The 13,446-nt window shown below is 63.5% G+C and carries 14 protein-coding genes; all 14 read left to right on the plus strand.

Annotated features, from left to right (window positions below):
• The first annotated feature begins 217 nt into the window (after window positions 1-217).
• The gene (gene gbcA / locus ACLH0J_RS06845) at window positions 218-1,513 is read left to right on the plus strand and encodes a glycine-betaine demethylase subunit GbcA (protein ID WP_411391362.1); all 1,296 of its coding nucleotides are present in this window, start codon (window positions 218-220) and stop codon (window positions 1,511-1,513) included.
• A gap of 782 nt (window positions 1,514-2,295) precedes the next feature.
• Entirely contained in the window at window positions 2,296-2,790 is a 495-nt protein-coding gene (locus ACLH0J_RS06850) for a prepilin-type N-terminal cleavage/methylation domain-containing protein (protein ID WP_411391363.1), read from the plus strand.
• The gene (locus ACLH0J_RS06855) at window positions 2,765-3,145 is read left to right on the plus strand and encodes a type II secretion system protein (RefSeq protein ID WP_010565981.1); all 381 of its coding nucleotides are present in this window, start codon (window positions 2,765-2,767) and stop codon (window positions 3,143-3,145) included. The genes ACLH0J_RS06850 and ACLH0J_RS06855 overlap by 26 nt, the downstream gene beginning before the upstream one ends.
• Window positions 3,132-3,638: a type II secretion system protein gene (locus ACLH0J_RS06860; RefSeq protein ID WP_411391364.1), complete on the plus strand. Its 507-nt coding sequence runs from the start codon at window positions 3,132-3,134 to the stop codon at window positions 3,636-3,638. Before ACLH0J_RS06855 ends, ACLH0J_RS06860 begins: the two co-directional genes overlap by 14 nt.
• A gap of 110 nt (window positions 3,639-3,748) precedes the next feature.
• Window positions 3,749-5,215: a lytic polysaccharide monooxygenase gene (locus tag ACLH0J_RS06865; RefSeq protein WP_411391365.1), complete on the plus strand. Its 1,467-nt coding sequence runs from the start codon at window positions 3,749-3,751 to the stop codon at window positions 5,213-5,215.
• 193 nt (window positions 5,216-5,408) lie between these two features.
• Window positions 5,409-5,843, plus strand: coding sequence for a type II secretion system major pseudopilin GspG (gene gspG / locus ACLH0J_RS06870; protein ID WP_411391366.1), 435 nt, complete (start codon window positions 5,409-5,411; stop codon window positions 5,841-5,843).
• Between the two features lie 7 nt (window positions 5,844-5,850).
• Window positions 5,851-6,315 (plus strand): lytic transglycosylase domain-containing protein, encoded by a 465-nt coding sequence (locus ACLH0J_RS06875; protein ID WP_411391367.1) that lies wholly within the window; start codon window positions 5,851-5,853, stop codon window positions 6,313-6,315.
• Window positions 6,312-7,496, plus strand: coding sequence for a type II secretion system F family protein (locus tag ACLH0J_RS06880; protein WP_411391368.1), 1,185 nt, complete (start codon window positions 6,312-6,314; stop codon window positions 7,494-7,496). The genes ACLH0J_RS06875 and ACLH0J_RS06880 overlap by 4 nt, the downstream gene beginning before the upstream one ends.
• 4 nt (window positions 7,497-7,500) lie before the next feature.
• On the plus strand, window positions 7,501-9,138 hold the full coding sequence (locus ACLH0J_RS06885; RefSeq protein ID WP_411391369.1) for a GspE/PulE family protein: 1,638 nt from the start codon (window positions 7,501-7,503) through the stop codon (window positions 9,136-9,138).
• On the plus strand, window positions 9,119-9,844 hold the full coding sequence (locus tag ACLH0J_RS06890; RefSeq protein WP_411391370.1) for a hypothetical protein: 726 nt from the start codon (window positions 9,119-9,121) through the stop codon (window positions 9,842-9,844). Before ACLH0J_RS06885 ends, ACLH0J_RS06890 begins: the two co-directional genes overlap by 20 nt.
• Window positions 9,841-10,395, plus strand: a complete 555-nt coding sequence (locus tag ACLH0J_RS06895) for a hypothetical protein (protein ID WP_411391371.1) — start codon at window positions 9,841-9,843, stop codon at window positions 10,393-10,395. The genes ACLH0J_RS06890 and ACLH0J_RS06895 overlap by 4 nt, the downstream gene beginning before the upstream one ends.
• A gap of 6 nt (window positions 10,396-10,401) precedes the next feature.
• Window positions 10,402-10,938 carry a hypothetical protein gene (locus ACLH0J_RS06900; RefSeq protein ID WP_411391372.1) on the plus strand — a complete coding sequence of 179 codons (537 nt, stop codon included), beginning with the start codon at window positions 10,402-10,404 and terminating at the stop codon, window positions 10,936-10,938.
• Entirely contained in the window at window positions 10,935-11,432 is a 498-nt protein-coding gene (locus tag ACLH0J_RS06905; protein ID WP_411391373.1) for a hypothetical protein, read from the plus strand. Before ACLH0J_RS06900 ends, ACLH0J_RS06905 begins: the two co-directional genes overlap by 4 nt.
• An 18-nt stretch (window positions 11,433-11,450) precedes the next feature.
• On the plus strand, window positions 11,451-13,370 hold the full coding sequence (locus ACLH0J_RS06910) for a secretin N-terminal domain-containing protein (RefSeq protein WP_411391374.1): 1,920 nt from the start codon (window positions 11,451-11,453) through the stop codon (window positions 13,368-13,370).
• Window positions 13,371-13,446: the final 76 nt, after the last annotated feature.

Genomic DNA, 13,446 nt, shown 5'->3' on the forward strand with positions numbered 1-13,446 from the left:
TTACCTATCTGCGACATTCACATACTTATCGCGACCAGCCCCCAATTACCTAGGCTTGCGCGTCGGGATCAGATTGGGCCATGTCGCCCATGGATAAGGTTCGGCGCAACGCCGGCCCCACACTCGCTCCCAACAACGACGCTTTGTTTACGCCTTGCTGCAAACCTGATCAGCCACTATTCGCCGGCCACACCGAATGGCCATGAGGACACACACGATGGACGTCACCGCAACCTTAAGCTTGGGCGATCCGCTGGAACCCGCACGCAAGGCCACCGCGCAGATGCTGCAAGAGCGCGAGCGCACCTTTTCGCTGCCCCAGCCGTTCTACTCTGATGAGCGGCTGTTTGATATCGACATGCAGGAGATCTTCCAGAAAGAGTGGTTGATCGCCGGCATGACCTGCGAGATCCCAAGCAAGGGCAACTACCTGACCCTGCAAGTGGGCAAGAACCCGGTCATCGTGATCCGTGGCGCCGATGGCGTGGTGCATGCCTTCCATAACGTGTGTCGCCATCGGGGCTCGCGTTTGTGCGCCAGCGACAAGGGCAAGGTCGCCAAGCTGGTCTGCCCGTACCACCAGTGGACCTACGAGCTCGACGGCCGCCTGCTGTTCGCCGGTACCGAGATGGGCGCCGACTTCGACATGAAGCAATACGGCTTGAAGCCGGTGAACGTGAAGACCGCCGGTGGCTATATCTTTATCAGCTTGGCCGAGAACCCGCCGGCCATCGATGACTTCCTGTCGACGCTGAACCACTACATGGAACCCTACGACATGGAGAACACCAAGGTGGCGGTGCAAACCACCTTGATGGAAAAGGCCAACTGGAAGCTGGTGCTGGAAAACAACCGCGAGTGCTACCACTGCAACGCGTCGCACCCGGAACTGCTGAAAACCCTGCTGGAATGGGACGACGTCACCGACCCGCGCGCCGACCAGGCGTTCAAGGATCACGTGGCGGCCTCCGCAGCCGCCTGGGAAGCCGAGAAGATCCCCTACGCCCACGCCAGCTTCGGCCTGCGTAACCGTATCGTGCGCATGCCGCTGCTCAAGGGCACCGTGTCGATGACGATGGACGGCAAACAGGGCTGCGCCAAACTGATGGGCCGCATCAAGAACCCGGACCTGGGCTCGATGCGCATCCTGCACCTGCCGCACTCGTGGAACCACTGCATGGGCGACCACATCATCGTGTTCACCGTGTGGCCGATCAGCGCCCAGGAAACCATGGTCACCACCAAGTGGCTGGTGCACAAAGACGCCGTCGAAGGCGTCGACTACGACCCCGCGCGCATGCGCCTGGTGTGGGACGCCACCAACGACCAGGACCGTCGCCTGGCCGAAGAAAACCAGCGCGGCATCAACTCCGCCGCCTACCAGCCGGGCCCGTACTCCAAGACCTATGAGTTCGGCGTGGTGAACTTCGTGGACTGGTACAGCGAACGCATGCTCAACAACCTCGGCGCCGCGCCGGCGCCTTACCTCAAAGGCGTCGCCGCCCACGAATAACCCCCAATCCCCTGTAGGAGCGAGCAAGCTCGTTCCTACAGGGGGGGGGGTGTTGTACGAAAAACGTTCAATTGTCCGCAAGACCGCTGTCAGCCTGACCTCCAGACTTCGCCCAACAACTTATCCACAGAGCCACCCACAGCAATTGTGGGCAAGTGCATCTGCCCGCCGAAATTAAATCAAGAAAATCCGTGACTTATTCAACATGGCAGTTTTCAGGCGGTATTGATCAGTTTTTGAACAACTGCATGTAAGCCATATAAACCATGGCCTGTAGCGGTACGCGAACACCTTATCCACAGAAGCACCAACAGACTTTGGGGGCAACTTCGCCGGGGCTGTGGAAAACCGTGCCAAAGCGTCATAAACCAAGGCTTTCAAGGTTTTTATCCGCGCCCAAGGCTGATTTGATCATTAATTGACCAGCCCAGTGAAAGCCTTTATCCATAAGGCCTACAGCCGATAGCGAACATCTTATCCACAGAAGCGCCAACAGACTTTGGGGGCAAGTCTCGGCGGCGCCAAAGCCTTATCCACACATAAATCCCCGTAAAAACCGTGACTTAGCCTGATCATTATTCGTACAACGGTCTGCAGGCATTGATTTGCCTGGCCTGTGGACAGCCACGAACACCTTATCCACAGCTCCGCTCACAGCGTTTGTGGGTAACCGGCGAAACTGTACAAAAAACACCCAGCATCTACACTCACCCTTGCAGTCAAATCCATAGGCCTGGGTTAACGCGGAAGTCCTTGGCAGCCTGAACGGAGGTACAGAGGTGATGTGGCAGGGCACGCCCAGCCGTCACTGCGCCAAAGGTTTTACGCTGATTGAATTGCTACTGACGCTGGCCCTGCTGGCCACGCTCGCGACAGTGGCTTATCCGCTGACAGCATTGATGGGTAAACGCGACCGGGAACTGGACCTGCAACGTTCGTTGCGGGAGATACGCCGCGCCATCGATTCCTATAAGCAAGCGGCCGACGACGGTCGTATCGAAAAGAGCATCACCGACTCGGGTTATCCACCCACCTTGCGCGTGCTGGTGGAAGGGGTCCCGGATAAAACCAGTCTGCAAGGCCGCAAACTCTATTTCCTGCGCCGGATTCCCCGCGACCCGCTCTGCGAGTGCCCTGACGTGGCGCCCGAAAACACCTGGCAACTGCGCAGTTACAAGAGCACTGCCGATAACCCACAAGAGGGAGAAGATGTATTTGACGTTTCATCCCGAAGTACCCGGGAGAGTTTGAATGGAACGTTATACAGCCAGTGGTGATCGGGGCTTTACCCTGATCGAGTTGCTGGTGGTCATGGCCATCATCGCCACCCTCATGACCCTGGTCACGCCGCAGTATTTTCGCCAGCACACCAAAGCCCAGGAAACCGTGCTGCGCCACAACCTCTCCACCCTGCGCCAGGCGCTGGACCAATACCGCGAAGACCACGGCGCCAACCCCGACTCCCTGCAAGCCCTGGTGGACCGCCGCTACCTGCGCGAGATCCCCATGGACCCGCTGACAGGCAAGCGCGACACCTGGCAACTGCAACCGTCCGACGAACAAGGCCTGGGCGATGTGCGCAGCGGCGCCAGGGGCAACGGTAACGATGGGAGCGCCTATGCAGACTGGTAGGCACGGCCAGCGCGGCGCGGTGTTCATGGCCATGCTGGTGACGGTGGCCGTGGTCGCCGTGATGTTGATGGAAGTCGGCACCCTGTGGTCCAGCGTGCTGCAACGCGAACGCGAGTCGCAGTTGCTGGCGCGTGGCAATGAGATTCGTCGGGCCATCGACCTGTATTACAGCGCGGGCAACACCTACCCCAAGACCCTGGAAGACCTGGTGCTCGACCGCCGCCAACCCACGATCAAACGCTACCTGCGCAAAGTCTACGACGACCCGTTGACCGGCCAGGCCGACTGGGGCGTGGTGCACGGTCCGGGCGACACCCTCATGGGGGTGTTCAGCCAGGCCGAGGGCACGCCCTTCAAACAGGACAACTTCACCCTCATCGATCAAGGTTTTACAGGGCAAGGCAGTTATCAAGGGTGGGTATTTCTGCACGGTCCTGGGCAGAGTCACCCTGCAACCCCCACCGCTCCCCATGGAGATCAGCCAACCCGATGATGCCAATGCACACACTGAGCGTTCCAGCCGTTCGGAACTTGTTTATCTGAATCGAGGCGGACTACAGCATGAATAACTTACAGCGGTATACGAGGACTTTAATCACAGGAATGCTCGCGCTGGTATGTCTGGTACCGGCGCTGGCAATGGCCCATGGCGCGGTGGATACCCCCATCGCACGGCAGATCTACTGCAAGACGCTCCCGGACTTCTGGTCAGGCAACCCCAGCGATGCCGGGTGCGCGGCACTGGCCCGTAAAAGCGGGCAGTACCCCGGCCAACAATGGAACGAAGTGGCCCACCTGATCAGGGCGCCCGGCTATGAAGACCTGGAGACGGTTAAACGCGAAGTGCCGGACGGCACGCTCTGTTCAGCAGCGGACAGCAAGAAAGACGGGCTGAACCTGGTTTCAAATGATTGGTACCGCACCGACGTCACCCCCTCCAACGGCATGATGGAGGTCCGCATCATCGGTACCGCGCCACACGTGCCCAGTTTTGCCCGGGTTTTTCTCACGAAACCCGGCTTTGATCCGACTCGCTCGCCGCTGACCTGGAATGACCTGACCCTCATCCACACCGAGCAACTGAAGGTCGCGCAAACCAACTGGGGCACCAAGCCGCCCGCCATTTCGGCCTCGGGTTTCTTCAAGTTCCCGGTGCCTGTGCCTGCCGGGCAATCCGGCAAGGCGACGCTCTTCGTGCAATGGCAGCGCGTCGATCCGGCGGGGGAAGGCTTCTACAACTGCAGCGATATCAACCTTGTCGGGGCCAGCGTGCCGGAGCGCTGGTTCGATCTTGGCCAATTCATCGATGCGGTCATGAAGGCGCTCGTGCCAGGTGATGCCGTGCACTTCCGTATCCTGGACAACACACCGCAAGCCAAAGAGATCGTCGACATCACCCTGCCCATCAACGCGAGCAACCTGGACGCGAACGTCTGGGGCCAACAACTGGCGAGCCAGATCGACCCGAACATCGCCAAAGTGGGGGAAAAAGACGGCAACAACGTGGTGTTCAACCCAAGCGACGCGGGCGCCAATTCGGTCTTCGTAAGGGCCGAGGGGTATTCCAAGGCAATGGCGATCGTCCCGGGCGGCGAAACCCCGGTCAATCCTGCCCCACCCGTCGCCCGTATCACCGGCCCCACCGCACTGAAGTCGAGAGAGGCGTTTACCTTCAACGGCACCGCGTCCAGCGGCAGCAATGGGCAACTGATCTATCAATGGGCCGTTTCCGGGATGACCAGCGCGCCGAACGCAGCCACCGTCAGCGGCACTGCCTACACCGTCACGCAACCCACCGTCTTCACGGCACGCTTGAATGTTCGCGACCCGCAAAACGGCAAGACCAGCCAGGCCGAACAGGACTTCACCGTGACCCCGGCCGGAGGTGGCGAGGAGTACCCGGCCTATCAAGAGGGCACGCCCTACAAGGCCGGTGACATCGTGAGCAACCGAGGCAACAACTACCGCTGCAAACCGCATCCGTTCACCGCCTGGTGCGCCGGCGCGGCCTGGGCCTATGCGCCGGGCACCGGTACGGCGTGGGATCAGGCATGGGAACAAGTGCCATGAGCCCATGGGCATATGCATTAAGCCAATAACCACAAGAGCCAAACGTTATAGGGCGCCTCACGGCGCCTTATATCGGCAAACGCTACAGTGGTAAGGGTGTATATCGACGTACTACCGGCGGTGCCCGCGCTACAGCGGGCCGGGAGATTGAGACATAACCGCCGTACCTTGGCACTCCCAACAGGGTATTCCCATGGCCATTCCCTCTGTTATCCACAGACCCCACGCCGGTTTCACCCTGCTGGAACTGCTGGTCGTCCTGCTCATCATCGCCTTGCTCGCCGGGTACGTCGGCCCCAAGATGTTCGACCGCCTGGAGCTGGCCAAGGTGCAAACCGCCAAGGGCCAGATGAAATCCCTGGGCGACGCCCTGAACCAATACCGCCTGGACAACGGCCACTATCCCGCCGAATCGCTGGGGCTCAACGCGTTGACCGAACGGCCCGCCAGCGAACCGAACTGGCACGGCCCGTACTTGCCCAAGGCCACGCCGCCGGACCCGTGGAACGCCCCCTACCAGTACAAAAACCCCGGCACGCCCCCCCACGAAGTGGACATCATTTCCCTCGGCCGCGATGGCAAGGCCGGCGGTGAAGGCACCCACGCCGACATTGTGTTCGGACTGTGAGCCGGCCATGCGCACGCTGTCGCTCACCCTGCTCTGGTTGTGCCTGACCGGCGCCGCCCAGGCCAATTGCTGGCAACTGGCAGCCAGCCGCTACCACGTCGATCCGCTCCTGCTCTACGCCATCGCCAAGGTCGAATCCGGCCTCAACCCCACGGCCCGCAACGTCAACAGCGACGGCAGCCGTGACATCGGCCTGATGCAAATCAACAGCCGTCACTTGCCCACGCTGGCGCAGTACGGCATCACCGAACAGCACCTGATCAGCCAGCCCTGCACCAGCGTGATCGTCGGCGCGTGGATCCTGGCCGGGTTCATCCGCGAAAAAGGCTACGGCTGGCAAGCGGTGGGCGCCTACAACGCCGGTACCCGGCCGCAGCGCGACAGCCGCCGCGCACGCTATGCCGCGGCCGTATGGCGCTATTACGGCCAATTGCTGCAACAGCGCCAGCAGTTGGCGAGGCAAACGCCATGATCGACTTCGACGCCCGTATCGTGCGCGACGGCCATCTGCACACCCTGCGCGTGCAAGCCCTCGACCCCGCCCAGGCCCGCCAACAGTTGCAGGCCGACGGCGCCCAGGTGATCTCGTTGCAGGCGCGCCGCCAGCTCCGGTTGCCGGGCCGGCGCGCGCGGTTCGCCCTCGGCCTGTTCATCCAGGAACTGGTGGTGCTGCTGGACGCCGGCCTGGTGCTGGTGGAAGCCGTGGAAACCCTGCGCGACAAAGCCGCGCCGGGCATCAATCGCCAGGTGATGAGCGACTTGCTGGCGTCGATGTACCAGGGCCATTCATTGTCCAAGGCCCTGCAGCTCAAGCCCGAGGTGTTTCCGTCCCTGTTGATCGCCACGGTGGCGTCCTCGGAGCACAGCGGGCAACTGTCGGTGGCGCTGCGCCGTTATCACCATTTCGAGGCGCACCTGGAAGCGGTCAAAAAGCGTGTCAGCGGCGCGCTGATGTACCCGATGGTGGTGCTCAGCGTCGGTGCACTGATCCTGGTGTTCCTGTTGTTTTTCGTGATCCCGCGGTTTGCCGCCGTGTTCGACGCCGTGGCCGACTTGCCCGCCACCGCGCGCTTGATGGTGTGGTGGGGCGACCTGGTGCACACCCAGGGCAACGCGTTGCTCATCGGCCTGGTGCTGGCCGTGATCGGCCTGGTGCTGTTGGTGCGCAGCGCCGCGTTCAAGCAGCGCGCTGCCCGCCTGCTATGGGCCATCCCCAGCCTGGGCGCGCAGCGCACGCTGTTTATCCTCGCGCGTTTTTATCGCACCGCCGGCATGTTGCTGATGGGCGGGATGCCGGTGGTCACCGCCGTGGCGCTGTCCGGCGCGCTGCTGCCGGCGGAACGCCAGGCCGACCTGCGCCACGCCATGACCGATATCCAGGCGGGCCAGCCCTTGTCCACATCGCTGGCCCGCCACCGACTGACCACCGCCGTCGCCGAACGCCTGCTGCGGGTGGGCGAGCAAAGCGGCGAGCTGGCGGCGATGTGCGAACGCATCGCGCAGTTTCACGACGAAGCCCTGGAGCGCGCCATCGAACTGTTCAGCAAGGTGTTCGAGCCCTTGTTGATGCTGGTGGTGGGCGGGTTGATCGGCCTGATCGTGTTCATGCTGTACATGCCGATTTTCGAGCTGGCCGGTTCCATCCAGGGGTAGTCCGATGAGCGAGCAGACACACCAATGGCAAACCCTCGCGGCACAACGCGGCATCAGCCTGTCGGATTATTTGCTGGAGGTGCTGGCGCAGGCGCCCGACCAGTTGGGCAGCATCGCCCGGCCCCTGGGCCTGCGCGCCATCGCGCCGCAGCACCTGAGCGAACATTGGCGCTTCGACCTGCTGGCACTGCCCCTGGCGCTGATCCACAACGTGTTGCCGGTGGACCACGAGGGCGAGCCGTGCCTGGTGCTGGGCGACCCGTTCACCCTGGCCAGCCGGCACTGGCTGCAGTCCAGTGCCGCGCTGCGCCAACTGCCCCTGGCGATGAGCCTGCCGGGTGCGGTCAAGGCCCAGCTGACCCAGGCCGAAGCCAGCCAACGGGTCATGCAGCCCTTCGGCGAGGCCGATGACCACGGCCCGGTCGGCCAGGTCGCGCAGGAAATTTCCTTGAGCAGCATCGCCCGCGACGACAACCCCGTGGTGCGCCTGGTCAACTCCATGCTGTTCGATGCGCTGCAAAGTCGCGCCAGTGATATCCACGTGGAAACCACCCCGCAGGGCCTGGTCATCAAGTACCGCATCGACGGCGTATTGCAGCAGATGGGCCAGGCCAGCGGCATGGACATGGCGGAGCAGGCACTGTCGCGCCTCAAGGTCCTGTCGGAGCTGGATATCGGCGAGCGGCGCGTGCCCCAGGACGGGCGTTTCAAGATGAAGATCCAGGGCCGCGAAGTGGATTTTCGCGTGTCGATCATGCCCAGCATCCACGGCGAGGACGCGGTGCTGCGGATTCTCGACAAGTCCCAGCGCGGCGAATCCCTGAGCCTGGCGAACCTGGGGCTGGACGCCGACACCATCGAGCGCATCCGCGTGCTGGCCAGCGAACCCTACGGCATGTTGCTGGTGACCGGCCCCACCGGCAGCGGCAAATCCACCACCCTGTATGCGGCCTTGTCGGAGACCAACACCGGCGAGAAAAAAATCATCACCATCGAAGACCCGGTGGAATACGAACTGCCCGGCGTGTTGCAAATCCCGGTCAACGACAAAAAGGGCCTGACATTCGCCCGTGGCCTGCGCTCGATCCTGCGCCACGACCCGGACACCATCCTGGTGGGGGAAATCCGCGACGGCGAAACCGCCGGCATCGCGGTGCAGGCGGCGCTGACCGGGCACTTGGTGATGTCCTCGGTGCATGCCAACAGCGCGTTCAGTGTGCTGGAGCGCTTCACCTACATGGACGTGGACCCGGCCAGTTTCGTCGAAGCCCTCAATGGCGTCGTCGCCCAGCGTCTGGTGCGGCGCGTCTGCCCGGACTGCAGCGTGGAAAGCCGACCCGATGCGGACATCGTGCGCCTCGCCCAGTTGCTCGAGGCCCAACTCAACAACGGGGTGTATCGCGAGGGCAAAGGCTGCGACGCCTGCCGCCACACCGGTTATCGCGGTCGGCTCGCCCTGGCCGAAGTGCTGAGCCTGAACGACTCGATCAAGGAGGGCCTGCTCAACCGCAGCTCGGCGTCCACTTTGCGTGAACTGGCGCGCGAAGCCGGCCATGTGTTTATCCGCGATATCGCCCTGGCCCATGCCGCCCAGGGCCACACCACGCTCAAGGAGATCCACCGTGTCATTTCCCTTTATTGAGCATGTGGCGTGGCTGCACAGCACCGGCGCCGAATGGGCCGCACGCGCGCGCTGGCGGGGTGCGCCGGTGTGGCACGCGCGCCGTGCCGGCGAACCGCTGGCGGCCTGCGCCGACCTGCTGGAACAGGCGCCGCGCGGCCCTGTGCGGTTTCTGGACCGGGCCACGCTGCTGCTGGGGTTTCCCCATGTGCACTACCTGATGCTGCCCTGGCAAACCGGCCTGTACAGCCGGGACGATTGGCAGGGGTTCGCCGAAGCCACCTTCAGCCAGCACGTGGGGCTCGACCCGCAGGTGTGGCAGGTGCAGCTCGCCGACGGCGCCTTCGGCCAGCAACGCCTGGCGGTCGCCACGTCGCGGGCCTTGCTGCAGGACCTGCGTGACCTGTTCAAGCTGAACCATCTGCCGCTGGTCACCTGCGAGCCGCTGCTGACGGCAGTCGCCCGCCAGTATTGGCGGCGCTTGCCCGACGACTGCGTGCTGGCGGTCCCCGAAGCCGAGGGCCTCAGTTGCCTGTATCGACAGCAGGGCGTGATTGACCAGGTGTGTGCGATCCCGACCCCACCCGACAGCGCCTTGAGCGACAACCTGTTCACCGCCGGGCTCTTGGTCGAGCGCCCCGCGCTGCCACCCCGGGTGGTCGCCAACACCCCGACGGACAATCGCCTGGGGCCCGTGCATCCGTGGCTGGAGGAACCCTCGGCATGAACCCCAGGCTCAGCCGCTTCTGGCATCGGTTGCGCGCACCGCGTGCGCCCCGCGTGGATTTCCAGCACCCCGGCGCCACGCGACGACCCTGGGTGGCCGCGTTGTGGCTGGTGGCCGCCGCGCTGCTGTTCAACACCTGGCAGCAGTGGCAGCACATGGAAGAGCAGCAACGGCTGACCGATGAACGGGAGCAGCACTTTATCCAACTGACGCGTCGCCAGGAGCAACTGATCCAGGCGGCGATTCACCTGTCGCCCGTGCAAAAACAGCAGGTGGCGGCCTTCACCCAACAATCGGCCAGCCCCTTCGCCTTGATGGACGCCGTGGCCCAAGCCTGGTCCCGGGACATCGCCCTGACACGCCTGGAGGTCAATACCCAGGCGCAACGGCTGAACCTGGAACTGGAGGCCAAGGCGTTCGGTGATGCCTTTCGCTTTGTGGAGCGGCTGCAGGCCCAGCCTGGCGTCCAGGTGAATCTGCAGCAGAGCACGCGCAAGACCGACGACCCGCAACACCCGATGCAGGTCAAACTCAGCGTTGGCGCAGGGTAGTCGCCGATGGACGCCCTCAGCCGCCACGTGCCGCGCCTGCGCTGGCAACTGATGCAGGGCCAGCAACGCCTGGGGTTCTGGGGACTGCTGGCGCTGGGCACGATGGCGGCGGCGCTGCTGATCGACATGACGGTGATTCGCCCGGCGCTGGTCTTGGACCAGCAACGGCGCCAGGAAGTGGAAGCCGGTATCGCCGAACAGCCCCAGGAGGTTCAAGTCACGGAGCCGGCAGTGGTGGAAAAAATGCCCGGCGCCGACGACTTCGCCCCGCGCCTGGAAAAACTCCTGGGCCTGCTCGCGCAACGCGGTTTTCTTATCGAACAGACTAGCCTGGCGTACTCCGTCCCCGGCGACACCGGGCTGCAACGCCTGGAGGTGGAAATCCCCCTCACCGGCCCCTACAGCCTGTTGCGCGAGGTGCTGAACGAGGTGGCACGCGAGCCGGCGGTGCGCATCGACAGCCTCACCCTGGAACGCAAGGCCATCACCAGCGGCATGCTGAACATCCACCTCAAACTGAGCGTGCTGGGGGTGGTGGAATGAAGCTGCCGCTGTACCTGCGCGTGTTGCTGCTGATCACCCTGCTCGGCTGCGCCTGGTTGTTCTGGCAGGACACACCCGACAGCCCCACGTCGGCACCGGCATCCGCGCCGGTGGTCGCCCGACCGCTCGAGCCGGCGCCGCCGGCGCAAAAGGTCACCGCGCCGCCGCTGGCAACGGTTGATCTGTTCCCCGCCCAGACCTGGATACCTGCGCCACCGGCGCCGCCACCGGTCGACACCGCGCCGCCCAAGCCTCCGCCGCTGCCGTTTCGCGTGAGTGCACAGTGGCGCTACGAGCACCAGGCGAAAATCGTCGTGCTCAGCGGCAACGGCAACCAGTACACCCTGTGCAACCGCTGCTCGGTGCCCGGCCGCATCGTGCCCGGCAAGATGCTCGACGCGCACTACCGCCTGGACACGCTCACCGACAACGCGGTGGTGCTGACCTACATGCCCCTCAAGCATGTCAGCACCTTGCGCCTGGACAACCACTGACACGGGCAGGACACGACCATGAGCATACCTCCGTGGGTCCCCTTGAGCCTGGCACTGCTGGTGCTGGTCGGGTGCGAAACCCAGCGGGCGATCAAACAGAGCGATGAACTGCGCCAGAAAGGCGACATCGTGCGTTCGGTGGAGGTGCTGCAGGCCGAAGCCAACCGAGCCCCCGACGATGTGCAATTGCGCACCGCCCAATTCAGCAAGCTCGAATTGCTGGTCGCCCAATACAGCCGCGAGGCCAGCACGGCGCTGATGCGCGGCGACGATGCGGCGGCCATCCGGGCCCTGGAAACCATCCTCAAATACGACCCGGCCAACCTCGGCGCGCGCCAGGAAATCCAGAGCATCCAGGCGATGAAACAGCTGCGCCCGCAACTGGCCAGGGCTTATGAAATGAAGCGCGCCAACCCGGTGGAAGCCCTCAACCTGGTGCGCCAGATCATCGCGCAAAAACCCAACTACCGAGAGGCCCTGGATTTTCGCAACGCCCTGACCCGTGAACTGGTGAGCGCCGATTACCTCAGCGCCGACCTGTCCGAAGCCATGCGCAAACCGCTGAGCCTGGAATTCAGTTCACAAAGCCTGACCACGATTTTCGAGACCATCGCCCGCTTGTCGGGGGTCAATTTTGTCATCGACAAGGACGTCAACCCCAGCGCCTCGGCAAGCATGACCGCCAGCCGCACCACCGCCGAAGACGCGCTCAACCTGCTGCTGACCACCCAAGGCCTGGACAAGAAAATCCTCAACAACAACACCCTGCTGATTTACCCCCGGCGCCCGGACAAGGAACGCGAATACCGCGAGCTGGCGGTGCGCACCTTCTACCTCAGCCATGGCGACGCCAAGGTCGTCGCCGCCGAGATCAAGCAAACCCTCAAGCCCAAGGACGTGCTGGTGGACGAGCGCCTCAACGCGGTGATCGTGCGCGACGGGCTCGACACCTTGAGTGCCGTGGAAAAGCTGGTGGAAGCGCTGGACATCGCCCAGGCAGAAGTGACCATCGGCATCCAGGTATTGGAAGTCGCGGTGACCGACGAAAAGAACCTGGGCATCGACTACCCGGACGGGATCGGTTTGTCCGTGGGCAACCTGGCGAATGTGCCGGCCGGGCTGGCGGGCACTCCGCTCAGCGCGCTGCGCGGTCTCAACAGTGACAACATCCTGCTGGACGCCGGCAGCACTTCGGCGCGGATCAATATGCTGCAGCGCAGCGGCAACACCGTGACCCTGGCCAACCCGCGCGTGCGGGTGCGCAACCGCGAGGAAGCCGAGGTCAACATTGGCGACAAGATTCCGGTGGTCACCACCACCACGGCCAACCAGATCACCACCTCGTCGGTGTCTTACCAGGACGTGGGCCTGCAGATCCGGCTCAAGCCCACCATCAGCCTGAGCGATGAGGTGCACCTGGAGTTGAACGTGGAAATGAGCCACATCACCAAGCGCATTCCCGGCTCGGAAAACGTACCGGCCACGTTTGAACTGGGGTCGCGCTCGACCAAGACCCTGTTGACCGCGCGCAACAACGAAACCCAGATTGTCTCGGGGTTGATCCGCACGGCCGACATCGATGAAGGCTCAGGCTTGCCATGGCTGAGCCAGATCCCGTGGATCGGCGACAAGCTGTTCGGCAGCAACGTCACCACCCAGCAGAAGACCGAAATCATCCTGCTGCTCACGCCCAGGATCGAACGCAACCTGGACCTGCCGATTTCCCAGATCAGCACCTTCCACAGCGGCACCGAGGCGCGCAGTTCGACCGAGGGCATGATCCTGCGCGATACCACCGACAAAATGATCCTCAAACCGAGCGGCGGCGACACACTGCCGCCGCTGCCGCCGCCGATGCAACAACCGGATGCGACATGGCAGGCCTTGCCACCACCACTGCCGGAACTGGTGCCCAAACCTACAGCCCCACCGCCCTGACGGTAGGCGGGCTTGCTCCCGATGGCGGTGGATCAGTCACGACTGTTGCGACTGACACTCCGTCATCGGGAGCAAG

The organism is Pseudomonas sp. MPB23 (genome assembly GCF_046605395.1).
Lineage (GTDB): Bacteria > Pseudomonadota > Gammaproteobacteria > Pseudomonadales > Pseudomonadaceae > Aquipseudomonas.

What these genes read in the sequence shown, in the direction of transcription:
- gbcA (WP_411391362.1), top strand. Translation starts at nt 218, where the DNA reads ATGGACGTCACCGCAACCTTAAGCTTGGGCGATCCGCTGGAACCCGCA.
- ACLH0J_RS06875 (WP_411391367.1), top strand. Translation starts at nt 5,851, where the DNA reads ATGCGCACGCTGTCGCTCACCCTGCTCTGGTTGTGCCTGACCGGCGCC.
- ACLH0J_RS06855 (WP_010565981.1), top strand. Translation starts at nt 2,765, where the DNA reads ATGGAACGTTATACAGCCAGTGGTGATCGGGGCTTTACCCTGATCGAG.
- ACLH0J_RS06895 (WP_411391371.1), top strand. Translation starts at nt 9,841, where the DNA reads ATGAACCCCAGGCTCAGCCGCTTCTGGCATCGGTTGCGCGCACCGCGT.
- ACLH0J_RS06900 (WP_411391372.1), top strand. Translation starts at nt 10,402, where the DNA reads ATGGACGCCCTCAGCCGCCACGTGCCGCGCCTGCGCTGGCAACTGATG.
- ACLH0J_RS06850 (WP_411391363.1), top strand. Translation starts at nt 2,296, where the DNA reads ATGTGGCAGGGCACGCCCAGCCGTCACTGCGCCAAAGGTTTTACGCTG.
- ACLH0J_RS06910 (WP_411391374.1), top strand. Translation starts at nt 11,451, where the DNA reads ATGAGCATACCTCCGTGGGTCCCCTTGAGCCTGGCACTGCTGGTGCTG.
- ACLH0J_RS06885 (WP_411391369.1), top strand. Translation starts at nt 7,501, where the DNA reads ATGAGCGAGCAGACACACCAATGGCAAACCCTCGCGGCACAACGCGGC.
- ACLH0J_RS06905 (WP_411391373.1), top strand. Translation starts at nt 10,935, where the DNA reads ATGAAGCTGCCGCTGTACCTGCGCGTGTTGCTGCTGATCACCCTGCTC.
- ACLH0J_RS06860 (WP_411391364.1), top strand. Translation starts at nt 3,132, where the DNA reads ATGCAGACTGGTAGGCACGGCCAGCGCGGCGCGGTGTTCATGGCCATG.
- ACLH0J_RS06865 (WP_411391365.1), top strand. Translation starts at nt 3,749, where the DNA reads ATGCTCGCGCTGGTATGTCTGGTACCGGCGCTGGCAATGGCCCATGGC.
- ACLH0J_RS06880 (WP_411391368.1), top strand. Translation starts at nt 6,312, where the DNA reads ATGATCGACTTCGACGCCCGTATCGTGCGCGACGGCCATCTGCACACC.
- gspG (WP_411391366.1), top strand. Translation starts at nt 5,409, where the DNA reads ATGGCCATTCCCTCTGTTATCCACAGACCCCACGCCGGTTTCACCCTG.